The following is a 21703-nucleotide window of genomic DNA, read 5'->3' as shown; positions in this document are numbered from 1 at the left end:
ACGACAAGAATGTTTGATAATTTAAGTGATAAGTTTTCAGAAGCGTTTAAGAATATCTCGGGTAAGGGAAAGATTACTGAAAGCAATATTGAGGATACTCTAAAACTTGTAAAGACTGCACTGCTAGAAGCTGATGTTAACTTTAAGGTTGTAAAGAATTTCATTAACAACGTTAAAGAAGAAGCTCTTGGTGAGAAAGTTATCAAAGGTGTTAATCCTGAAGAACAGTTCATTAAAATCGTTCACGATGAACTTGCAAAAACGATGGGAGACACAAATACTGAGCTTAACTTTGTTGAAGGCGGTATTACTCCAATTCTAGTTGTTGGTCTAAATGGTCAAGGTAAGACAACATTCTCTGGTAAGCTTTCACTTTTCCTAACAAAGAAAGAAAAAAAGAACGTTCTTCTTGTTCCTGCCGATACTTTCAGACCTGCCGCTAAAGATCAGCTAATTACTCTTGCTAAGTCAATGAATATGGACTGGTTCGATTCTGATCTAGGGAAGCATCCGAAAGATATTGCAGCAGAGGCAATGGCCTATGCAAAAGAGCACGGTAAAGAAATTGTTATCATTGATACGGCCGGACGTCTTCACGTTGATGAAGAGCTAATGGGACAAATCAAAGAAGTTCGTCAAAGCCTTGAGGGACTTAATCCTGAAGTTCTTATGGTTGCAGATGCTATGACTGGTCAAGAGGCCGTAAACGTTGCTAAGAGCTTCCACGAAGCTGTAGGGCTTACTGGTGTCGTACTTTCAAAAATGGACTCTGATGCTCGTGGTGGTGCCGCACTTTCAATCAAGCACGTAACTGGAGTTCCAATCAAGTTCATCTCTACAGGTGAGAAAATGAAAGACCTTGAACTCTTTCATCCGGATCGTCTGGCTGGACGAATTCTTGATATGGGAGATGTTCTAACTCTTGTTGAAAAAGCAGAAGCTGCAATAGACAAAGATGATGCTGAAGGCATGATGAAACGTTTAGAGAAAGGAAAGTTCTCTGTAAACGACTTCATGAAACAAATGGATATGATGAAGAACTTAGGTTCAATGGCATCAATCATGAAGATGATCCCTGGAATGGGGGGCATGCTTAAGCAAGTAGGGGATTTAACACCTGCTGAAAATGAAATGAAAAGAATGCGCGTTATCATCAACTCGATGACAAAAAAGGAACGCGACAATTATAAGATCATGAAGGATTCTCACATCAAGCGTATTGCTCGTGGTTCTGGAAATACAGAAGCTCAGGTTCGTGACTTTATCGCTAAGTTCAAGCAGATGGAGCAGATGATGGGTGGCCTTTCTCAAATGATGAAAGGTGGAGCGATGCCGGGGATGCCTGGTATGCCAGGAATGGGGGGAGGTGGAATGCCTAATCTTCCTGGGTTTGGTGGCAAGAAGAAAAAGCCTCGCAAGAAGGGCGGCCCTTGGGGCGGTGGCTTCTTTTAATTCTTTAGGTCTCACTCCGTCTGCTGCGCCTGACTTCGGTCGGCGTAGCAAACTACGCCTTCCCTCGTCTTACGCTAGCATCCGAAGCAAGCCTTAAAGAATTAAATATCATTTCAAAATTTGTTTTGCGGCTTCGCCGGTGGCTCGGGCTGCGCCCATCGCTTTTGCTAGAGCTTCGCTCGTCGCTGCTAGGGCTGCGCCCATCGCTTTTGCTAGAGCTTCGCTCGTCGCTGCTAGGACTTCGTCCATCGCTGTTGCTAGGGCTTGCGCCCATCGCAAAAAAAAAGCGACACCGGAGTGTCGCTTAGAAGTATTGAATTACTTTAGGATGTATGGAGTAATTGTCGACTCTTTTCTGTCGTGACAGATGTCGTAGCTGTACTCTCTAAGTAGTGAAACTTTTGTGATTTTTACTTCTCTGTATTTTGCTTCAAAGTTAACTTCAAGCTGCGCATCGAAAACATAGTTGAATGCTTCAAATTCGTCACATTGGTAACCATTAGCAACAACGTCTCTGTCTAGAGATCCTTGAACTTTGTATAGGTAATCTGAACCAACAACTTCGCGCTCAACGATCTTTCCAGTGAATGACTTTAGTTCACCGTTAAGTACTGCTCTAAAAGTAACAGTTCTAGCAAAGATGTCTGAGTTTAGGTGCTCAACATCTGTAAGTGTAATTGTTTCTAGAGCTTTGTAGTCATAGCTAGCTTCAGAAGCTACAGTGTTTGAAAGTTGGTAAGTATTAGCAAATGCTGTAAGTGTAACAAAAAGTGCGATAACAAGTTTCATAATAATCTCCGAGTTTTATTTATGCTGGTTAAGTACCAACCAAAGACTCAAAAGAAAAGTTTGGTTTCTGTTAAGATTTGAATATTAGGAAAAGAAAAGACGTGGCACAAGTGCCACGCCAGATACTTAGAGAAATAGAAGTCAGGCTCGCGTACCTGATTCTATGAAAAGTTATATAGTAGTTGGATAAAAGATATAGCGACACACCAGAAGCGAATGTTCTAGCAAATCAATTTCAATATCCCCCTACAGATATATCTAAATTTTATTTGTAGTAACAATTAATTGACCGAATGAAAAGAAGAAAATTTATTTTGGAATCGCGGCAAGATTCAGGGGCCTTGCCGCGAAGTGTGTTCTCTAGACCTGATTACTCTATGCAATTGTAATTAAGTGGAGAGGATATTGTTCTTGTGTTCTCAATGAAAATAACAATAACAACTCCACTTGCAAAGTTGAGATTCTGTTAAGATTTAAAAGAAGTAATAACCGATATCCAATGTAACTGTTCCACGCTTGTGAAAGTCGTCAATGATAAGAGCATGGTCATTGTCACCTGATTGGGCTGCAGTGTAAGTTGCATAAAGTTCAACAAATCCATCACCCTTGGCATATCTTAAATAAGGTAGCCAAGCTACGAAACGATCGTCACCAGCTTTTCTGTCACCATCTCTGTGGTCAGTATACCACTCGCCACCAAAGCCAAGAGACCAGTTGTCATTAAAGTTGTAAAAAGCAAAAGTTCCAAACATTGTACGCCATGCATTTGCATTAGGATTCCTTCCATTCTTATTGTAAATCTGCAAGTAAGTATTCGCTTCTAAAGTTAGCTTTCCGTTAGCGACTGTTTTTGATGATAGGAAATAGGCCCTATGATATGAGTCGTATCCACTGTTGCGATCTTCACCATCAAAAATATAATTTCGGTTTTGAAAGTTTAAGTTAATTCCGTGCTTATCTTCAGTTAGGATATTGTTTACGTACCATCTTAATGATGAGTAAGCGTATTCTCCTTGAAGTGTTTTCTTTCCTTCTTGTCCTATATATTGAGTGTAGACAGGAACCCAACGAATATTCTGATTCTTTGATAGGTTTAAACGAAAGTAGAAGAGGTGATCCATTGTAATACCATCTCTATCTTTTGAATTGATCTCTGCGTATGTAGAGTTTAAATAAAGAAGTTTAAAATTCTTTGATAGGGAATCAAGAAAAGAAGCTTCTTCGATTGAGATTTCATTGACCTGCGCATAGGTTATATTAATGACCAATGAAAGTAGTAATGTTGCTATCTTTTTCAAATATGCCTCCAAGCTTACTTAAATAGGGTTCGACCCTGAACTTAGAGGGAGTATGATAGTTAATTGAATTAATCACAAAAAGATGTGGGTGAAGTTAGTGAAGGTTCACTTTCTTTACCCACAATTGAGTATATTATTTACACTTTGAGAACTTAGATTCAATAGAAACTTGAACATCGTTCCAAGTTTTCCCTTCGTGAAGGGCAAGACATGCTTTATTGATAGCAGATAGGTTTTTTCCTAGAGCAAAATCAAGAACATCAATTGTTCCTTCTGCCTCTAGCTCACCATCTTCGATATCGTATTTCATTGGAACCTTGATTGTTTTTCCACCTAAAGTCATATCTACATAAAGGTAGTTGCTATCAACTTTATTAACAACACCTGAGATTTTCATATCTTGAAAAAAGAATTTCTCAATCTTTGCATCACGAGAAGCATCTTTTGTGTGAACAGAGTTTACGTCAATTGTAAAACGTGCACCACGAATTAGATCCTCAATAGAACCTTGTTTCTTCGTTGTCTTGATGTCGAATTTTTTAAATTCACCTTTTACACCAACTTTTTTTGCAGTCTTGTATGCTTCCCACTTTATCTTCGTATTTGCGTTACTAACTTCGAAACAGTTTGCAAATGTCATACTAGAAAAGAGGAGCCCAGCAATAATAAATTTCATTGTCTTTCTCCTTTGAATTAGATACATCAAGTATATGAAACAAAATGATTATCCGAAAGATTTTTATGTAACTTTACAAAATAATGACAATCTCATTGGTCAAATTGAAGTTAATAAAACATCTCGTGGATTCAATGCAGATATTGCAATCGTCTATAAAGAAACAAAAAAGATTTTCAAACACGTGGATCAAGTTTTTAACGCAGAAGATGAAACTGAAGCTTGTGATATTGGGATGATGAAATTGTCTCGTTTCTTGAAGTCAGTAAAGTCAATTTAACAACACAAAGACAATGTGTGTCAGTCATAAATATGACATCGCCATTTTATGAAACTACGTACTATTAGTACCTTTTCGCTGCGTCAGTGGTTTTGAAAAGTTGGCACGGGCCTTGCTTATATATAAACGTGTGTGTGTTGGAGCAGAAGAAAGGATTTTTTCACTCCGTCAAAAATGTCTCTCTTTAAGAAGCCGGATCAGTGATCCGGCTTTTTTTGTTTGCAGCATTTGCCACGAAGGCAAAATGATGCAATACAACCCAGAGGCGACCACGAAGGGAGCCTTCGGGTACGGTCTCTGCAAATCAAACTAATTCCCTTACCCGATTACCACCCAACCGCGACACTTCGCGAAGCGAAGTTAGCTTAATAAGGTACCAAACCTAGACACTCCAATACCCAACTATTAAACTTTTCTAATCTAAATATTTACCCAAGGGCCATAATGAAAATGTTTAATCACTTAATCTTTCTATCTTTATTAATTATTTCTTCATGCTTTTCTCAAAACGAAAAAGACTGGGGAGAAGCGTCAGATAAATTGGCCGAAGAATTTACATTTGCTCTTTCTGATTTAAATCCTGAAATCGGTTCATCATTTGGATATGAACAATATGATAAGTTAGGGACAAACCCTCGCATGGAGTTGGATGAAGCTTATGATAAGTTATTTATTAAGTGGATTAAAAAACTAGAGAAACTAGAAGAGGAAACAGAATTAGGTAATCTTAAAGTTGACTATGAAATTCTTTTAAGTGTTATCAAGAGAATGAAGAATCGAGTTGATACTTCAAGACGCTTAGGTGTTATCGCTGCTTCTAATGTTTCAGAATCAATCTACCAATCACTTTTTGGATTAATTAATCCTCAATCTCCAAAGCAAAGAAAGCAAGCAGGAGTTGATCGCTTTAAATATTATATGTCTGAAGAAGGTAAGAATTCTTATGTTATGGGGATGCTTAGTGAAGAAAAGCGCTATCTTGCTCTTTATAAAGATAAGATTTATCCGTTTGTTGGGGAGATCACAAAGAACTTAGAAAATTCTGCTGCCTATGTTGCTGGTGTAAAGCAATTACTAGAATTAAGTGGCCGTACAGACTGGCACAAAGAATATGAATTATTTCAAAAGCAAATCCTTGAGTATGATGCATTTATAAGAAATGAAATTCTTCCACACGCAAGACAAAATCCAAATTTACCAAAAGAACTATATCAAGTTGCTCTAGGTGATGCAGGAGTTGATATTAGTGCGGATGAACTCATTAAAATTGGAAAGAAAGATTTTGATGAGCTTTATAAAGAATACCAGAATTTAGCATCTCTAATTGCGAAGAAGAATAATCTTATAAAAGACGATCCTCTTTCAGTGATTACATTCTTAAAGAAGAAGCAGGTAACAAAACTTGATGATGTTAAAAAGCTTTATGAAAATGCAGCAGATAAGTTAGAAAAAATTATTGCAGATAATGATCTTGTTTCGCTACCAAAGCAGAAATTAGTGATTCGTATGGCCGGGGATGCAGAATCGAGAGCGCAACCTGTTCCTCACTTAAATCCTCCACCATTAATTGGAAACGATGGAAGTATTAAACCTGAGTTTGTAGTACCAACGTCTTCAACAGGAAGTCTTCCTTTTGATGACTTCTCTTATGAAAGTGCTGCAACTATTCTAACTGCACACGAGGGCAGACCTGGGCATGATTTACAATTTAGTCGTATGCTTGAAGAAAAGAATTCTCTAATTCGTGCTCGTTATGCAATGAACTCTGTGAATGTTGAGGGATGGGCATTATACGCGGAAGATCTTGTTTATGATTACCTAACTTTAGAAGAGAAGTTTGCAGGCCTTGAAATGAGGCTTTGGCGTATCGCTCGTTATTTTCTAGACCCTAGTGTTCAATTAGGCTTGGCAACTGAAGCTGATGTTGTGGAGGTTTTTCATAATAAGCTAGGGGTTTCAAAGCAGATGGCCGCCCTTGAGTTTCAGCGATATGCGTTTAGATCTCCGGGGCAAGCTACTGCTTACTACCACGGATTAAAAAAGATTAGAGGACTAAAGGCGTTGATTGAAAAGAATTACGGAAAAGTTAAGCTTAAGTGCTTTAATGACACGCTTTTATCTTTTGGACTCATGCCACACGATTTAATTCTTCTTTTTAAAGATAAGTTTAAGTCGTGCAAGATTTAGGAAGTTTAAAGTTTGACGTATCAAACACTCTTTTCTAGTATTTTGAAAATTAATTTTTTGGGACACACACAAAATGAAAAAATTATTTATCCTCACAATGGTTCTGGGCGCGTTTGCGGCCCAGGGCGATCAACTTGATATTAAGCTAAAGCGCTATATTGAGCGTTTTTCTATGAAGGCCGTTGAGAAGCCAACAGGAAAGAATCCACAAATTTTTAAATTAGGAAAAGAGCTCTTTAATGAGAAAGAGATTTCTGGAAATCGCAATATTAGCTGTGCCGATTGCCATATGCCTGAATTTGGCAGTGGTGATAAGCTTCCTGTGGGAATTGGTGAAGGTGGAAAGTGGCAAGCAGGTGAGCGCTTAATTGCTAAAGGCCATGCTATTCCACGAAATTCACAACCTCTTTATAACTTAGGTGATAAGAATATCGAATTTATGTTCTGGGATGGAAGAGTTCACTATCGTAAAGATTGGGATGTTTACACAACTCCAGTTGAAGCCTTAAATGGTGATTATCCTGAACGATGGGATATTACTGAAAATCTTGGAAGTGCCCTTGCTGCGCAAGCTCTTTTTCCAATTACTTCTCATGAAGAAATGAGAGGAGTTAAGGGAAGCAATGACATTGCCAACGCCGTAAATGAAGAAGCAGTTTGGAAGATCGTTATGGGAAGACTTTTAAAGATGCCTAAGTATCAAAAGTTGTTCAAAGAAGCCTATCCAAGGACTCCAAAAGCTGAACTTAATATTGGCCACTTTGGTCAGGCCATTGCCCATTTTGAAACACATGAATTTGCAGTATATGAAACGGCGTGGGATGAGTACTTAAATGGTAATCGCTTTGCTCTTAATCAAAAGGCCAAGCGTGGTGCAGTTGTATTCTTTGAAACTGGAAGCTGTATTGGATGTCATACAGGGACACTTCTTGGTGCGAATATGTTTGCAGCAGTAGCTTCGCCGCAGATAGGGCCAGGTAAGAATGATCCGAGAAGAAATGATGAAGGGCGATTTCTTGTAACCAAGCGAGAAAGTGATCGCTATAAATTTAGAGTTCCGCCTTTAAGAAATATTGCATTAACCGCTCCTTACTTTCATTCGGGCGCATATGGGAGCCTTGAGGAAGTTGTTGAACATTACCGAACAGGTGTTACGGCAATTGATCAATATGACAGCTCTTGGTTACTAAGCACTTTTAAGAAGAATTTTGGAAAGAATCTGTTTGTTGAAACAAATCAATATATGCTCTTTAAAAAGAAAGATGCAGCAGACATGATCCTTAAAGATCAATTGATTCGTATCAATGACTCGCAAAAAAGCGATTTAGTCTACTTTTTGAAGTACGGATTAACTGATAAGAAAGATCTCCAGAGAATTATGCCTTAAATAATTGGTAGCGAAATTTGTATAAACAAGCAGATTTCGCCCATATTTCATTAATATCTTCGCAACGTGTTACAATAACTATTGTCGCGTTAAACTTATGGGGAAGTTGATGAAAAAGTTGATTTTATTTTTAAGCATAGTCGCAATTTCAAGCACTTATGCTCTTGTAACAGATGAGAATTACGAAGGAGTGACGGATGTTCAATTCGATGTTGTCCGTTCATTTGATATTCTTGATCCTGAAACAGGTTACTCCCACCGAATTGATGCCCCAAAGAGAGGAAGTGATAAGAGTATAAAGGTTCGTATTGTTGGTCAAAATAATTGGGCCTATCGAATTAAACTTGAAGTCGACGGAGTTGAGCAAGATAAGACTTATCATGTAACGAAACGATATCTTAAAGAGGCCCTTGATATGGCAACGGCCTACAACTATATCCGCTTAAACCGTACTATTGATGAAGTAGGGAATCCTCCAATTGAGCCTTGTGAAGGTAGTGATATTTTATCTGAAAACCGTCCTGTTTATGTTGGCGAAATTTTTGAAGAGCCTAAGAATATTATTACAAGTAATCAAAAGTGGAAGGCCGGTTGCGAGGTCTTAGAAAACCGTAATTCATTAACTTCAAGCGATAGCAATACTAAGTCAAAGCTTGGACAATGTATTAGGAGTATCCAAAACTCAATTACACGTCAGGGTTCTTTAAAAAATCGTGGGCAAATATTTAAAAACCTCTACCGTTATTTAAGACCGGAAGAGCAGCACTTTGCCGCTATGATCTTTACTGCTCAAGGTGAAGCTGGAATCCTTGTTCGTGATATCAATGGTGGTGAAAGACACCCTGAAGAAATGATGATGATCATGAAGGTTATTGATAATCGTGTTCGTAACTCGAATGAAGATGCATCTCGTGCTGGTAAAGAAGGTAGTACGACTGCTCTCGATATTGCTTTAGATCCATGGCAATTCTCGATGTATAACCATAATGAAGATAATTGGAGACAAATGATGCTTCCTGGTCGAAATCAAGAGTTTGATACGGCCATTGATGCTTATATGAAATTTGGAACGGCCAATTTTAAGCCAAAGCCAGATGTTGATCATGTTTACCATTACCATGCAAACTGGATGCTTCCAACGAATGATGCTTGGGGAGATAACTTTAGAGCAAATCAAGATAATTGGGAGTTAAATGTTCAAGTTGATGGAAATCTTCTAAGACAGCCAAACCCAATGTATAATGAAAACAATGCAAGTGATCGTAAGAAGATTGCGAAAAGTTGGAAAAGACAACGCCATATTTTTTATAAACCAATCGATACAGATGGAAAGATCGTTGATGGCGACGATTGGCATTGGACTGTAAAGAAACCGTTTAGGTCATAATGAAAAAGATACTATTAATTACAACATTTCTATTTCAAACAATTGTTAGCGCTGGTGTTAGTGACTGGTCAATTGTAAATATTAAAGGTGACTTCTGGCTTAAGAAAAAAGATTCGAAAACACTTAAGGCAAAAATCACAAAACGTACTGGAAAAAGTAAAGTTACTGAGACTAAGTCTGTTGGTGATAATTATGAATTGATAATTTATTACGCAGGTTCAGCGGGTACTTTCCAGTTAATAGATATTTACTACGCTGTCATCTTTGATAAGAAGAAAAATCAATTTATTGGAGACTACCCTTGGGAATATAAAGCTCAAGAGGGATCTAAGAAAGTTGATAATCCAAAATGGGATATTTCAAAGAAGGTCATTAAAATCAATGACCCACAAACTGACTTGAAGAAAACTATCCAATTAAGATCAAACTAAGAAATCATAAATGAGTGAGGCGAGGGCGCGTGCGTCCTTTGCCGATAACTCGTCAAATAACGGATTGTATTCGTAAATTCCTAAAATCTGTTTTTTACTCGCTGTATACTCTTTATATTGAGAAACAAGCTTTCTTAAAAACTCAAGAGGGATTCCGTCGTGATTTACAGCGCTCACACTTTGCATATCACTAGCTGCAATAGCGTCTGCATCGATACTAAAGAGAATATCACCATCATGTGTTTCGTAGATCTCTTTCATAAAGCTAGTGTCGCTAAAAGTAAGAGATAACTCTTTGAGCTTTTTCGTATCGATAATATCCATCTTCATACCTTCATAATTTTGAGGCACGTTTGCATATTGATGAATTCCAATTTGCAAAATTTTGACTTCTTTCTGATTGGCCACTTGGCGAAATGGAGTCCCTGAATGATAGACATCATCACTTCTTGTATCAAGGTGGGCATCAATATTGATTAGAAGTGGATTCTTTAGTTCAACACCCATGGCAAGAGGATAGACATGGTCGTGGCCTCCACCAAGGTGAACTAATTTCTTTGCTTTTATCTTCTTTATTTTCTCGATTGATTGGGCCTGCATTTTATCAAAGTCCAACTGTCCTTGGTTGGCGATACTTATTATCCCAAGCTCACTGAGGCTATTATGATCGGCAAATTTCTTTAGCTGAGAAAGGATTACTTTTGGCCCGTGAGAGGCGCCGCGGCGGCCACCGTTTCTCACAACACCAAGGTCGTTCTCACTTAGTAGAAGAGCTTGCTGTGAATTAAAGTCATCAATTTTAAAGCGAGTGGCAATAGATTGTGATTTTCTTTTGTTAAGATTGTCATCTATTTCTTTCCAGCCCATGTAACTTCCTTTAAAGTATAACTATGCAAAAAAATTGGTATATTAATCAGTCCGGCAAAAATAAGGGACCATTCAACGCTCAAGATATTATCGACTTTTATGATAAAGGTCTAATTAAATCCTATCAACTTTGCTGGCGCAAAGGGGCCAAGAATTGGAAGCCTGTCTTTGCAGTCATTCAAGTTGCCCGTAATGAGGCCCAATCTTATTATGAGTCTAAGGTTTTAGATGAAGATCATGATCTTCCTGAGATTCCTATACACGAAGCGAAGTTCTTTGATGACTACAATGAGGATGATACTCCACCTCCTTTAGAGGAAGAGATTGAAGATGAGGACGATTTCGAACGTGAGTTAGAAGATAGTAGCGAGAAACTTGATGTCGCAGCAGACATTAAGTTACCTAGTAAGTTTCCAATTTATACAACAGTTATTGCAAGTTTTATCATCACAGTTGTTGTGGTTATCAGTTTCTACATGGCCGCAGGCCCTAGAGTGAAAGAAGTTGAGTTAAAAAATATCTCTATTAGTGCACTAAATGAATTTAAGAAGCCTGTTAGTGCAAATGATGTACATTTAATTGTTAATAAGGATATGTCTGCTCTTTATATAAAGCTTCCATTTAAAAGGAGAGTAAGTGTTGAGCTCATTCTTCATCGAAAACCTGATGAGCTACATCGTGGGGATGTTCTTGTAAAGGCCCATAATATTGGTGAAGGCGGAATTATTGAGTTTAAGGATCTAACATTAGAGGAAGGACAAAACTTCATACCTGGTTCTTATGCTGTAACTTTCATTTACGATTATCTTGGACTATTGGATAATATTAAGAGCAAATTTGGGACTGGTTCAAACCGTGAAGTTTTAGAAAAGAAAGTATTCCTTGTTCCTGAAACACGTGAAAAATATATTGCACAAATTACAAAAGTTGAGAAAAAGAAGACTGTTGCTTCAAAAAAGAATATTGCTGCAATTAATGAAAAGCTTAGAACACTAGAGGCCCTCATTTCTTCGATGTCAATTCACTATCGTCTTTCTCTTAGTCAGGTTAGTGGATGGTTGGCCCATAAAGAATTTAAGCAACGATATGCAAAGAATATTGCACCTTTGTTACAGAGTATTATTTTATCGAATTATGATCTTAATGATGCAAGACTTTCTAGTGAAGAGAGGAAACTTGAAAATGAAATACACTCTTTGGGTAAAGATATAAGTGCTTGGAGTGTGAAGCTTACTGATAAGCTGTCTCGCTATGGAATGCTAAATAAGAAAAAGCGTCTCTACCTAAGAAAGTTTATGGATGATGACCGCGTGATTTTTCAGTCTTCAAAGAATGATATTCAAGCAGAAATTCAAAAGCTACTCTAAGTCTACTGGAATATACTTTCCGCGCTCATTTTGCGTAATCTTTGCACTGGCATATTTAGGGTCATGTTCAAAAATTACGCGAAGATCTTTTTCTACAATCATCTTTAGAAATTCAATCTTATCAACAGTCGTCTGCCCAGGAGCAATGTCATAGCCCATTACCCAAGGCACGTGAACGTGATTTGATGTTGGGATTAGATCGGCAAGATAGATATATTCATTTGTATATGGGTGTATAAGGTGAGGAGTATGGCCATAAGAGCACTTAAAACGAAGGCTATCATTACTTAATTTTAAAATTTCACCTTCTTTTCCAGTGAGCCAGTGAACACGTCCAGCTTTATCAAACCTTTCAATTGTTTCTTTAAAGTATTGCTTATGAAAAGAGCCACTATCTCTTAACGTTGGATTAAGTGCATATTCCCAGTGATCTTTGTGAAGGTGAATCGTAGCGTTTGGAAAGACCGGTGCAAATTCACCATTTTCATCTTTATATACCATCCCACCAACATGGTCGAAGTGTAGGTGAGAGATCACAAGGTCTGTCACATCTGCACAATCAATTCCCTTGTCGGCAAGTGCCTTCTTTAAAGGAGAGTGTTCTTGGCGAACATCGAATTGCTCATCAAACTTTTCACCGTGATAATCGCCAATTCCCGTATCTGTTATAATGATGCGATCTTGGTCCTTGATGATCCAAAGTCTTAGGTCGAGGTCAATGCGGTTGTCATTATCCGCAGGATGAACCTTGTTCCATAATGGTTTTGGAATAATGCCGAACATGGCACCACCGTCTAATCTAAATTTACCAGGGCTAATAAGTATGTTTTCCATGTCATAATTGTGCGAAAGTTTAGAAATTGCTACAAGACTGTAAGCGTTATATTGTGAATAAATCTTCAGTTCTAAATCTTAATCATTTAATGCACAAAAAACTTGGGGAAAATGACACGACTCACCTAGAAAGATATGGTCTTGCCCTCTATTATAAGCCAGTAAAATCATGAATATTTCATAGACAAAAAACTTAGGAGTTTTAATGAACGTACATGAGTACCAGGCCAAGGGTTTAATGAGAGATATGGGCCTGAAGGTTCTTAGAGGTGAAGTAGCGAAGACTGTTGATGAAGCAGTTGCTGCTGCAGAAAAATTAGGTGGAAATATTTGGGTTGTTAAGGCTCAAATTCACGCAGGTGGGCGTGGTAAAGCAGGTGGTGTTAAGCTTGCAAAGTCAATCGAAGAAGTTCGCTTACACGCTGACGATATTCTAGGTAAGACTCTTGTTACTCACCAAACTGGTCCAGAAGGAAAGAAAGTACACACACTATTCATCGAAGAAGGATGTGACATCGAGCATGAGTACTATGCTGGTGTTGTTCTAGACCGTGCAACTGGTAAAGTTACAATGATGGCCTCTGAAGAAGGTGGAGTTGAAATTGAAGAAGTTGCTCACAATACTCCAGAGAAAATTATTAAAGTAGCAATCGATCCAGCAGCTGGGTTCACTCCATTTGTTGCTAGAAAGCTTGCATACGGAATTGGTCTTAAGACAAAAGAAGAAGTGAAGGAAGCTTCAATTTTCTTTAAAGGTCTTTACGATCTATACATGAAGTATGACTGTTCAATTGCAGAGATCAACCCATTAGTAAAAACTAAGCAAGGTGATATCTTAGCACTAGACGCAAAGTTAAACTTTGATTCAAACGCTCTTTTCAAGCATCCAGAGGTTCAAGAACTAAGAGATCCAACTGAAGAAAGTGATAAAGAACTTGCAGCAAGTGAATTTGGTGCAGCATATATTGAGCTTGATGGAAATATTGGTTGTCTAGTAAACGGTGCAGGTCTTGCAATGGGGACAATGGACATCATTAAGCTACACGGTGGTGAGCCAGCTAACTTCCTTGACGTTGGTGGATCAGCAACAAAAGAAACTGTTCAAAAAGCATTCTCTCTAATTCTTCAAGATGAGAACGTAAAAGCAATTCTAGTTAATATCTTTGGTGGGATCATGAAATGTGACATTATCGCTGAAGGTGTTGTTGCAGCTGCAAAAGAACTAGAACTTACAGTTCCATTAGTAGTACGTCTAGAAGGAACAAACGTTGCTCTAGGTAAGAAAATATTAAATGAATCAGATCTTGCAATTATCGCTGCTGAAGATCTAGCTGATGCTGCAAAGAAAGCAGTTGAAGCAGCAAAAGGGGAGGCGTAATGGCCATTCTTATTAATCGTGATACAAAACTAATCACTGTTGGTTTTACAGGTAAGCAAGGTACTTTCCATTCACTACAATCAAGAGATTACGGTACTAACTTTGTTGGTGGTGTAACTCCAGGTAAAGGTGGAACAGTTCACGAAGGTTTCCCTGTTTTCAATACAATCAAAGAAGCTATGAATAAGACGGAAGCGAATGCGGCCATGATTATGGTTCCACCTCCGTTCGCAGCTGACTCAATCCTTGAAGCAATCGATGCAGAAATGCCACTTATCATTGCTATCACTGAAGGGATTCCTATCCTAGATATGGTTAAGGTAAAAGCAGCTCTTAAAGGTTCAAAATCAAGACTAATTGGTCCTAACTGTCCAGGTGTTATCACTCCAGGTGAGTGTAAGATCGGAATTATGCCAGGTCACATCCACATGCCAGGTCGTGTTGGTGTTATCTCTCGTTCAGGAACTCTTACTTATGAAGCTGTTTACCAATTAACTCAAAGAGATATCGGACAATCAACTTGTGTTGGTATCGGTGGTGACCCAGTAAACGGAACTAACTTCATCGACGTACTAGAGCTTTTCGAAAAAGATCCAGATACAGATGCTGTTATCATGATCGGTGAGATCGGTGGTTCTGCAGAAACAGATGCAGGTCGTTGGATTCAAAAGAACATGAGTAAACCAGTTGTTTCTTTCATCGCTGGTGCTTCAGCGCCTCCAGGTAAGAGAATGGGGCACGCAGGTGCAATCATCTCTGGTGGTGATGACACTGCTGAAGCTAAGTTTAGAATTCTTGAAGAGTGTGGTGTAACTGTATCACGTTCTCCAGCTGAACTTGGTGAGACAATGGAGAAGGTTTTAAAGAACCTTTAATTAAAGAATTTAGGAAATTTTCCGCAAGATAATTTTAAGGAGATTAAAATGGAAAGAACTTTTAGTATCGTTAAGCCAAACGCGCTTCTTGATAACAACATCGGTAACATCATTAAGAGATTTGAAGAAGAAGGTCTAAGAATCGCTGCTCTTAAACTTACTCACCTTTCAAAAGAGAAAGCTGAAGGTTTCTATATTGAGCACAAAGATAGACCATTCTTTGGTGAGCTTGTTGCTTTCATGACTTCTGCGCCAGTTGTACTTATGTGCCTAGAAGGTGAAAATGCAGTTGAAAGAAACAGAGAAATCATGGGTGCTACTAACCCAGCTGAAGCTGCTGAAAATACTCTAAGAAAGCTATATGCTAAGTCAATCGGTGAAAACGCTGTTCACGGTTCTGACTCTCTAGCTTCTGCAGAAAGAGAACTTGCTTATTTCTTCGAAAAAGATGAAATTTGTCCACGTTTCTAATTATCTTTTTATCTTAAAAGTATAATGAGAGAAGGCCTTGTCTATGACAAGGCCTTTTTTATGTTTATAAAGAGAATTTGTCGTGTTAAGTTTACGTATGAAAACTCTTGTACTGTCTTTAGCATTATTCGGGATTTCGGCATTTGCTCAGATCCCAAGACAAAAAATTAAAATAATGAATCAACGACTTCATAAAGAGCTTAAAGTTGTAAAAGTTGATTATTTTACAAATATTCCAAGTGAAGAATTCTACTTCGTCGATCCGTATCAAAAGAATAAAAAGAATAAAGCGTTGGCATTCTCTCTTGAGAATCTTTTCAAGCACTTTGCTCCAGATGCAAAGTCAGTAAAGCTAACGGCCATTAATCTTTATCAAGTTATTATCCAAAGAAATACTGAGAGGGCCAAAACAACTTACGTCATGTATAAGCAAGATGGAAATTGGATGGAAAACTCTGACTTAGGTCCTTTAAGGGTTATCAGAAAAGGTTTAGGTATAATTCCGAATGATAAAATTACCAAAGAAGGAATAGATTGGATTTGGATGATTAATGAGATTTCTTTCATCTATGAATAAATTTTCGAATAAACACTTATTTTACAGTTTCATCGTAATTTTTATATTTGTTATCGCTGCAGGAGTAGGGGCCGGTCTTCGTATCTTTGATAAAGATGAGCCTAAGCTGTTTAATGCTCGTGTTATTTCGAGATTGTATTTTCAAGTGGTCGCAAGTATTCATGCCACTTCCCAGAACCTTGAAGAATTTAAAAAGAGTCCAAGTTCTGAAGCCCTTGAGTCCGCTTTCCTTAGGGCCGATGCAATCCTTGGTCATACAATGGCCTATAGGAGTGAAATCTACTCTCTTGCTGAATATGATACAGAGTCGTTTCTGAAATATCTCTCTGAAGTCGACCGTAGCTTTAATACTGCTAGACAAAAGATTGAAGCACTCCTTTTTAAGGTTGAGTCAAATGTGGGATATTCTTATGTTGCTAGTGACTTGAATAAAATTGATGAAGTTCTAATCATCTTAGAGCGCTTGAATAATCTAACATTAAAGCTAGAGAGTGAGTCATGGCTGTTGTCTGCAAATGTATTTGGGGATGCTGCAGGTTCATTTGAATTTAATCGAATTGTTTTTCTCACTTCTTTAATTGGTCTATTTATTTGTCTGACCGGCTTTCTGATCATGCTTATTTTAAAGAGTAGGAGTGATGAAGAGCTAAAAGAAAAAAATGTTGAGCTGCTTAATAATTATCGACTCGCAAACCTAGGTGAGTTTGCCGCTAATGTTGCTCATGAGATCAATAATCCACTCACGGTTTTATTGTGGAGCGTAAAAAGAATTGAAAAAGTTAATAACAGCGATGGGGAAATGAAAAGCTTGGCGATGATTAGAGGTCAGGCCGAGAGGATTGATCAGATCATTAAGGGGATAAAGCTTCTTTCTCAAAATTCTAATCACTTAAATAATAGCCCAATAGATATTGAAGAACTCTTTGAACACCTGCGAGAGATTATTATTCATAAATGTGTCGCTAATAATATTGTTTTGAATATTGAAGGGAGTTGCTCAGGAAGTAAGGTCTGGGGGAAAGAGGTTCAACTTCTTCAAGTTTTCACAAACTTTATTGTTAACTCTATTGATGCAATGGAGGGAATGAATAATAAGAAAATTTCGATTAAGTATAAAACTAATCTTGAAGATCAGTTACTTATTCATATTATCGATACCGGTAGGGGGATTGATCTTAAAGATCAGAAGAAGCTTTTTGCTTATATGTACACGAGTAAGCCTGGTACAGGTATGGGAATCGGACTTGCTCTTAGTTCACAGATCATTGAGTCTCTTAACGGCCATATCAAATACCTAAATAATGAGGAAAATACGACTTTTGAAATCATGTTGCCGCTTTATCGCTAATTAGTTTCTATTTTTCTTTTATACTTGGTCAAATCGACTTAATCGTGATAAAAATTATTTATGAGAATTTTGCTACTAATCGCTACGTTTTTTAGTATTAGCGTGATTGCTAAAGTACCTAGACAAAAAATTGCAATCTTAAATCAAAAACTTCATACCGAAGACAAGGTTGTGAAGGTTGATTACTTCACTAAAATCCCAAGTGTTGAGTTTGATTTTTTTGATCCATATCAACAGCACAAGAAGATAAAGGTAACAGCTTTCTCTCTTGAGAGTCTGTTTGTTTATTTTGCGCCTACAGCTACGTCCGTGAAACTTAAGGCCATTAATCTTTATAAAGTTCATATTAAAAGAAATGTTGAACGTTCTAAAACGACTTATATTATGTATAAGCAGGATGGGAAGTGGCTTGAAAATTCAGAGCTTGGCCCTATGAGAATTATTAGAAAAGACTTAGGGGTTATTTCAAAAGATAAGATTACTGAAGAAGGAGCTGACTGGATTTGGATGATAAATGAGATCGAATTTGTCTATGAGTAAGCTTTCTAATAAGCATTTATTCTATAGCTTCTTAATTATTCTCGTTTTGATGCTTTCTGCTGGATTTGGAGCAGGGCTTCGAATTTTTGATAAGGAAGAGCACAGACTTTTTAACTCAAGAGTTGTTGCTAGACTTTATTTTCATGTGGCCTACGCTATTCATGACACTCATAAAAAACTTATAAAATTTAAAGATTCACCAACAATTGATAATCTCGAAGATGCCTATTTAAGAATTGATGCTAGCTTTGGACAAATTAGTGCACTAAAGAGTGAAGCTTTTATTTTAGATGAGTATGAAACGAAATCATTTCAAGACTACCTGAAGGTTGCAAATGAAATCCTCACGTCTGCTCGTGGTATTATTGAGACAGTTCTTACGAGGGCCGAGAGTGTAGATGGCTATCAATTTACGGAAAATGACTTTAAGGAGATTGCTCGCTCAATTCTAATTCTAGAGCGACTCAGTGACTTGAACTTAGAGCTTGAAAGTGAGTTTTGGCAAATCTCTGCCTATGTCTATGGCGATATCACCAAATCTTTTGACTTTAAGCGTGCTGTTTACCTAGCTTCTCTTACCGGTTTAACTATCTGCCTTATTGGTTTCCTCGTCATCCTTGTTTTAAAAATTCGAAGTGATGAGAGGCTTGAAGAAAAGAATGTTGAGCTTGTTAATAATTATCGTCTGGCAAATCTAGGTGAGTTTGCGGCCAATGTCGCTCATGAAATTAATAATCCTCTTACTGTACTTCTGTGGAGTGTGAAAAGACTAGAGAAGAACACTGCTGATGAAGAAGAGAAGAAAAAGTTTAATATGATTAAGAATCAGGCCCAAAGGATTGATCAAATTATTAAAGGGATCAAGCTTTTATCTAAGAACTCTAATCATCTAAACAATAGTGCAATTAATGTAGATAAGCTCTTTGATCAGCTACAAGAGCTTGTTATTCATAAATGTAGTGCAAATAATATTGCTTTGAATATTGAAGGTGACTGTAAAGGTTGTCAGATTTGGGGAAAGGAAGTTCAGATTCTTCAGGTACTCACAAATTTTGTTTCCAATTCTGTTGATGCAATTGAAGAGATGGAAAGAGGGCGAATTACGATTCGCTATAAATCTAATAGTGAAAACCAATTGATCATACATATTGTTGATACAGGTAAAGGGATTGATCTTAAGGATCAGAAGAAGCTCTTTGCATATATGTATACAACTAAGCCAGAAGCCGGTATGGGCATTGGTTTGGCCCTTAGTACTCAGATCGTTGAGTCGATGAATGGCCACATTAAATATCTTAATAAAGAGGAGAATACGACTTTTGAGATCATGCTTCCTCTTTATCGTAACTCAGCTAAATATAAGTAGTTGAAATTATTGGGTCGTTTCTCTACAACGAACTGTCTAAAATTCAAAGATCATATGTAAATCTTACAAGGCTCATTGAGGCTGATGCTGCGTCGTAGTATATTCAATGGGAGAGAAAATACCCTTGGAGGTAGAAATGTTTAACATTGGAGATTACGCAGTTTGCCCTGGCCACGGTGTGGGACAAATTGTGGACATCGAAGATCGCGAGGTAGGAGGACAAAGTCTTTCATTCTACATCATTAAAGTTGTAGCTAATGGAATGACTGTAATGGTTCCTACGAATTCCAAAGATGGAATTAGAGTACTCGTCGACGAAAAAGAGATCAGTGAAGTTTACGAGCTTCTTAATGATCATGATGTAACAGTTGATAATTCAACTTGGAACCGTCGTTACAGAGACTATATGGAAAAAGTGAAGACTGGTTCACTTATTGAGATTGCTGATGTCCTTAGATCACTTTTCTTATTAAAGAATAAGAAGAATCTTTCGTTCGGTGAAAAGAAAATGCTTGAGCAGTGTAGAGACCTAATTGTTCAAGAGATTTCAATCAAGAACGGGGCAGAGAAAACTGAAGTAAAAAATCAAATTGAGAGCTGTTTTAATTAATAGCTTTATAAGTTCAAGGTTCTTTTGAACTTATTCTCTTGTGTTGTGTGTGTGAAATAAGCGTTTGTGGGGTAACTTGCAAGCGCTTTATTTTTTTCAAAGACTTTCAAAATATCTTTTTTCAACATTTTCGAGTAACTCTTTTGGTGTAACTTCCATAATGTACTCAGTGTTTCCTTCGTAATTGATTCGCTCGTGAATTGGTTTAAAGCCCCAGCGCTTAAATGAACGGGCCCTAATTTTATCCGCTTCTATGACAATGCGATCAAGGCCCTCTACTTTCTGTGCCGCAAATGTAACGGCCGCTATTAAGTCATTTGCATTGAAAATGGAATCATTCCCATCTACTGCAAAACGTCCAATTTCGGCTATTATTTCACCTCTTTGTCTTTCTACCTCATGGCCAGTAAAGATCTCAAGAGGAAGCTTCTGATTTACTTCTTTTGAAAGAGTAATTGAAATTGTTCCCGAAATATCGATCGAATCTTTTTCTCTAGATAGGTAGCGAATACCAGAATCATCATGACCTTTAAATGAATATTTTATCTGAGAGTTTCGAGCTGCTGCAAGAACGATTGTACGACTTTCTAATTGCTCCGTTATTTCTTTAAGCTTATCTAAGTCTTGGTCTTCGATATTTAGACGATTCTTATATTCATTAAAAAGAAAGTCTCTTACGGTACTGACTAGTTCAGGACGTGATTCATAGTCTCTGATAGCATCAATCATATGAAAGGATGCCTTCACTTCATTATCATCCATATAGGTAAAGCTTTGAATCTTTTTGATCCTTCTTTGAGGTGAGAGAAAGTTTTGATTGTAGTTTAAGCTATTTAAAAAGTTCGCAAACATCGTTTGGTAACTTATTTCTTCACTCTCATTTGCAGAAATATTAAAGATAGAGTTGCTCGTTGAGCTCGAGTTATCAAAATGTACAAGAGTTCTTGTTCTTCCTTGAGAGTCTACATGAACTGGCTCGTGTAACTTATAAGGGTTATCTCCAAGTTGTGCATATGGGACGTAATCTAATTCTCCACGGTAGAATTTGATAAGAGTATTGATTCGTTGATATTCACCTAGAAGATAATCTGTTATTTCTTTTTCATCTTTCTTATGAGCTTCATAAATAATAGTGCTGATATCATTTTGATACTTATAAAGTTTTGAAATATTATTCTCATATTGCTTTTGATGATAGTCGCTCAGTTGTGAAAGGGGAGTTACCGCCTTTACTTTATCGGCATTAATAAGATGCTGCTGATTAAGAGGAACTTTTAAATTCCCTCTTAAAGTAGTGAAAACTAAGTGGCCATCTTCTATCTTACGATCTAGTCCTGAACGATGAATATAAGAAAGGTTGATCCCCTTATACTTATCTTTCAGATAAGTCATGATTTGTGCAACCTTTGTGTCATACTTAGGATCCGCTCCAAAATTAACAAATTCAGAAATGGCCTCGAGACAGGAATTTGGCCTATTTACACTTGCAATTGAGCGGCGTGCAACCTCGTCTTTACTAAGAATAAAGCTAAGAATTACTAGAATGGAAAATACACAAGATATTAGAATCTTCACCAATAGCT

21 protein-coding genes are annotated in these 21703 nt (G+C 37.5%); 15 read left to right on the top strand and 6 right to left on the bottom strand.

Annotation, left to right across the window (positions count from 1 at the left end; translation table 11 throughout):
* Nucleotides 1-9: 9 nt before the first annotated feature.
* On the top strand, nt 10-1452 hold the full coding sequence (gene ffh, locus ACMAYL_RS03785) for a signal recognition particle protein (protein ID WP_392991479.1): 1443 nt from the start codon (nt 10-12) through the stop codon (nt 1450-1452).
* A 318-nt stretch (nt 1453-1770) separates the two neighbouring features.
* Here ffh and ACMAYL_RS03780 read toward each other — a convergent pair whose 3' ends face one another.
* The 3 genes from ACMAYL_RS03780 to ACMAYL_RS03770 form a co-directional block, all read right to left on the bottom strand.
* The gene (locus ACMAYL_RS03780; protein ID WP_412462767.1) at nt 1771-2241 is read right to left on the bottom strand and encodes a hypothetical protein; all 471 of its coding nucleotides are present in this window, start codon (nt 2239-2241) and stop codon (nt 1771-1773) included.
* A 473-nt stretch (nt 2242-2714) separates the two neighbouring features.
* Nucleotides 2715-3539 carry a hypothetical protein gene (locus ACMAYL_RS03775; RefSeq protein WP_412470761.1) on the bottom strand — a complete coding sequence of 275 codons (825 nt, stop codon included), beginning with the start codon at nt 3537-3539 and terminating at the stop codon, nt 2715-2717.
* A 133-nt stretch (nt 3540-3672) separates the two neighbouring features.
* Nucleotides 3673-4215, bottom strand: coding sequence for a YceI family protein (locus ACMAYL_RS03770; protein ID WP_158246784.1), 543 nt, complete (start codon nt 4213-4215; stop codon nt 3673-3675).
* Between the two features lie 34 nt (nt 4216-4249).
* Between ACMAYL_RS03770 and ACMAYL_RS03765 the strand changes: the two genes are divergently transcribed.
* The 5 genes from ACMAYL_RS03765 to ACMAYL_RS03745 all read left to right on the top strand — a co-directional run bounded on the left by ACMAYL_RS03765 (nt 4250) and on the right by ACMAYL_RS03745 (nt 9887).
* Nucleotides 4250-4495 (top strand): hypothetical protein, encoded by a 246-nt coding sequence (locus ACMAYL_RS03765; protein WP_021266900.1) that lies wholly within the window; start codon nt 4250-4252, stop codon nt 4493-4495.
* Nucleotides 4496-4939: 444 nt separating this feature from the next.
* Nucleotides 4940-6682 (top strand): DUF885 domain-containing protein, encoded by a 1743-nt coding sequence (locus ACMAYL_RS03760; protein ID WP_412469703.1) that lies wholly within the window; start codon nt 4940-4942, stop codon nt 6680-6682.
* Nucleotides 6683-6755: 73 nt separating this feature from the next.
* Nucleotides 6756-8069 (top strand): cytochrome-c peroxidase, encoded by a 1314-nt coding sequence (locus ACMAYL_RS03755; RefSeq protein WP_412470760.1) that lies wholly within the window; start codon nt 6756-6758, stop codon nt 8067-8069.
* Between the two features lie 109 nt (nt 8070-8178).
* The gene (locus tag ACMAYL_RS03750) at nt 8179-9456 is read left to right on the top strand and encodes a hypothetical protein (RefSeq protein WP_103216863.1); all 1278 of its coding nucleotides are present in this window, start codon (nt 8179-8181) and stop codon (nt 9454-9456) included.
* Nucleotides 9456-9887, top strand: a complete 432-nt coding sequence (locus ACMAYL_RS03745) for a hypothetical protein (RefSeq protein WP_103216864.1) — start codon at nt 9456-9458, stop codon at nt 9885-9887. Before ACMAYL_RS03750 ends, ACMAYL_RS03745 begins: the two co-directional genes overlap by 1 nt.
* Here the strand turns inward: ACMAYL_RS03745 and ACMAYL_RS03740 are convergent.
* Nucleotides 9879-10754: an arginase family protein gene (locus ACMAYL_RS03740; protein WP_412469701.1), complete on the bottom strand. Its 876-nt coding sequence runs from the start codon at nt 10752-10754 to the stop codon at nt 9879-9881. The two genes, ACMAYL_RS03745 and ACMAYL_RS03740, sit on opposite strands and share 9 nt — an antisense overlap.
* Nucleotides 10755-10777: 23 nt before the next feature.
* On the opposite strand from ACMAYL_RS03740, the gene ACMAYL_RS03735 reads away from it, so the two are divergent.
* Nucleotides 10778-12121 (top strand): DUF4339 domain-containing protein, encoded by a 1344-nt coding sequence (locus ACMAYL_RS03735; protein WP_412470759.1) that lies wholly within the window; start codon nt 10778-10780, stop codon nt 12119-12121.
* On the opposite strand, the gene ACMAYL_RS03730 is transcribed toward ACMAYL_RS03735, so the two are convergent.
* Nucleotides 12113-12955 carry an MBL fold metallo-hydrolase gene (locus tag ACMAYL_RS03730; RefSeq protein WP_412462763.1) on the bottom strand — a complete coding sequence of 281 codons (843 nt, stop codon included), beginning with the start codon at nt 12953-12955 and terminating at the stop codon, nt 12113-12115. The two genes, ACMAYL_RS03735 and ACMAYL_RS03730, sit on opposite strands and share 9 nt — an antisense overlap.
* A gap of 205 nt (nt 12956-13160) precedes the next feature.
* Here ACMAYL_RS03730 and sucC point away from each other — a divergent pair, with 205 nt between their 5' ends.
* The 8 genes from sucC to ACMAYL_RS03690 all read left to right on the top strand — a co-directional run bounded on the left by sucC (nt 13161) and on the right by ACMAYL_RS03690 (nt 20120).
* Nucleotides 13161-14333: an ADP-forming succinate--CoA ligase subunit beta gene (gene sucC, locus ACMAYL_RS03725; protein ID WP_103216868.1), complete on the top strand. Its 1173-nt coding sequence runs from the start codon at nt 13161-13163 to the stop codon at nt 14331-14333.
* Nucleotides 14333-15208, top strand: coding sequence for a succinate--CoA ligase subunit alpha (gene sucD, locus ACMAYL_RS03720; protein WP_021266725.1), 876 nt, complete (start codon nt 14333-14335; stop codon nt 15206-15208). The genes sucC and sucD overlap by 1 nt, the downstream gene beginning before the upstream one ends.
* A 42-nt stretch (nt 15209-15250) precedes the next feature.
* Complete coding sequence (ndk, locus tag ACMAYL_RS03715; RefSeq protein ID WP_103216869.1) at nt 15251-15679, top strand: nucleoside-diphosphate kinase; 429 nt, start codon at nt 15251-15253, stop codon at nt 15677-15679.
* A gap of 97 nt (nt 15680-15776) precedes the next feature.
* Nucleotides 15777-16256: a hypothetical protein gene (locus tag ACMAYL_RS03710; protein ID WP_103216870.1), complete on the top strand. Its 480-nt coding sequence runs from the start codon at nt 15777-15779 to the stop codon at nt 16254-16256.
* The gene (locus ACMAYL_RS03705) at nt 16249-17604 is read left to right on the top strand and encodes a sensor histidine kinase (protein ID WP_393099566.1); all 1356 of its coding nucleotides are present in this window, start codon (nt 16249-16251) and stop codon (nt 17602-17604) included. The genes ACMAYL_RS03710 and ACMAYL_RS03705 overlap by 8 nt, the downstream gene beginning before the upstream one ends.
* A gap of 60 nt (nt 17605-17664) precedes the next feature.
* Nucleotides 17665-18144: a hypothetical protein gene (locus ACMAYL_RS03700; RefSeq protein ID WP_412470758.1), complete on the top strand. Its 480-nt coding sequence runs from the start codon at nt 17665-17667 to the stop codon at nt 18142-18144.
* Complete coding sequence (locus ACMAYL_RS03695; protein WP_412469699.1) at nt 18119-19510, top strand: sensor histidine kinase; 1392 nt, start codon at nt 18119-18121, stop codon at nt 19508-19510. The genes ACMAYL_RS03700 and ACMAYL_RS03695 overlap by 26 nt, the downstream gene beginning before the upstream one ends.
* 136 nt (nt 19511-19646) lie before the next feature.
* Complete coding sequence (locus tag ACMAYL_RS03690; protein WP_233189682.1) at nt 19647-20120, top strand: CarD family transcriptional regulator; 474 nt, start codon at nt 19647-19649, stop codon at nt 20118-20120.
* Between the two features lie 96 nt (nt 20121-20216).
* Here the strand turns inward: ACMAYL_RS03690 and ACMAYL_RS03685 are convergent, their stop codons facing one another.
* Nucleotides 20217-21695, bottom strand: a complete 1479-nt coding sequence (locus tag ACMAYL_RS03685; protein WP_412470757.1) for an N-acyl amino acid synthase FeeM domain-containing protein — start codon at nt 21693-21695, stop codon at nt 20217-20219.
* Between the last annotated feature and the right edge of the window lie 8 nt (nt 21696-21703).

The sequence above is a fragment of the Halobacteriovorax sp. RT-2-4 genome, assembly GCF_047085445.1.
GTDB lineage: Bacteria > Bdellovibrionota > Bacteriovoracia > Bacteriovoracales > Bacteriovoracaceae > Halobacteriovorax_A.
The sequence above is the reverse complement of the archived record's forward strand: the minus strand, read 5'-3'. Positions and strand labels throughout refer to the sequence as shown.

What these genes read in the sequence shown, in the direction of transcription:
- ffh (WP_392991479.1), top strand. Translation starts at nt 10, where the DNA reads ATGTTTGATAATTTAAGTGATAAGTTTTCAGAAGCGTTTAAGAATATC.
- ACMAYL_RS03780 (WP_412462767.1), bottom strand. Translation starts at nt 2,241, where the DNA reads ATGAAACTTGTTATCGCACTTTTTGTTACACTTACAGCATTTGCTAAT.
- ACMAYL_RS03770 (WP_158246784.1), bottom strand. Translation starts at nt 4,215, where the DNA reads ATGAAATTTATTATTGCTGGGCTCCTCTTTTCTAGTATGACATTTGCA.
- ACMAYL_RS03765 (WP_021266900.1), top strand. Translation starts at nt 4,250, where the DNA reads ATGAAACAAAATGATTATCCGAAAGATTTTTATGTAACTTTACAAAAT.
- ACMAYL_RS03760 (WP_412469703.1), top strand. Translation starts at nt 4,940, where the DNA reads ATGAAAATGTTTAATCACTTAATCTTTCTATCTTTATTAATTATTTCT.
- ACMAYL_RS03755 (WP_412470760.1), top strand. Translation starts at nt 6,756, where the DNA reads ATGAAAAAATTATTTATCCTCACAATGGTTCTGGGCGCGTTTGCGGCC.
- ACMAYL_RS03750 (WP_103216863.1), top strand. Translation starts at nt 8,179, where the DNA reads ATGAAAAAGTTGATTTTATTTTTAAGCATAGTCGCAATTTCAAGCACT.
- ACMAYL_RS03745 (WP_103216864.1), top strand. Translation starts at nt 9,456, where the DNA reads ATGAAAAAGATACTATTAATTACAACATTTCTATTTCAAACAATTGTT.
- ACMAYL_RS03740 (WP_412469701.1), bottom strand. Translation starts at nt 10,754, where the DNA reads ATGGGCTGGAAAGAAATAGATGACAATCTTAACAAAAGAAAATCACAA.
- ACMAYL_RS03735 (WP_412470759.1), top strand. Translation starts at nt 10,778, where the DNA reads ATGCAAAAAAATTGGTATATTAATCAGTCCGGCAAAAATAAGGGACCA.
- ACMAYL_RS03730 (WP_412462763.1), bottom strand. Translation starts at nt 12,955, where the DNA reads ATGGAAAACATACTTATTAGCCCTGGTAAATTTAGATTAGACGGTGGT.
- sucC (WP_103216868.1), top strand. Translation starts at nt 13,161, where the DNA reads ATGAACGTACATGAGTACCAGGCCAAGGGTTTAATGAGAGATATGGGC.
- sucD (WP_021266725.1), top strand. Translation starts at nt 14,333, where the DNA reads ATGGCCATTCTTATTAATCGTGATACAAAACTAATCACTGTTGGTTTT.
- ACMAYL_RS03710 (WP_103216870.1), top strand. Translation starts at nt 15,777, where the DNA reads ATGAAAACTCTTGTACTGTCTTTAGCATTATTCGGGATTTCGGCATTT.
- ACMAYL_RS03705 (WP_393099566.1), top strand. Translation starts at nt 16,249, where the DNA reads ATGAATAAATTTTCGAATAAACACTTATTTTACAGTTTCATCGTAATT.
- ACMAYL_RS03700 (WP_412470758.1), top strand. Translation starts at nt 17,665, where the DNA reads ATGAGAATTTTGCTACTAATCGCTACGTTTTTTAGTATTAGCGTGATT.
- ACMAYL_RS03695 (WP_412469699.1), top strand. Translation starts at nt 18,119, where the DNA reads ATGAGATCGAATTTGTCTATGAGTAAGCTTTCTAATAAGCATTTATTC.
- ACMAYL_RS03690 (WP_233189682.1), top strand. Translation starts at nt 19,647, where the DNA reads ATGTTTAACATTGGAGATTACGCAGTTTGCCCTGGCCACGGTGTGGGA.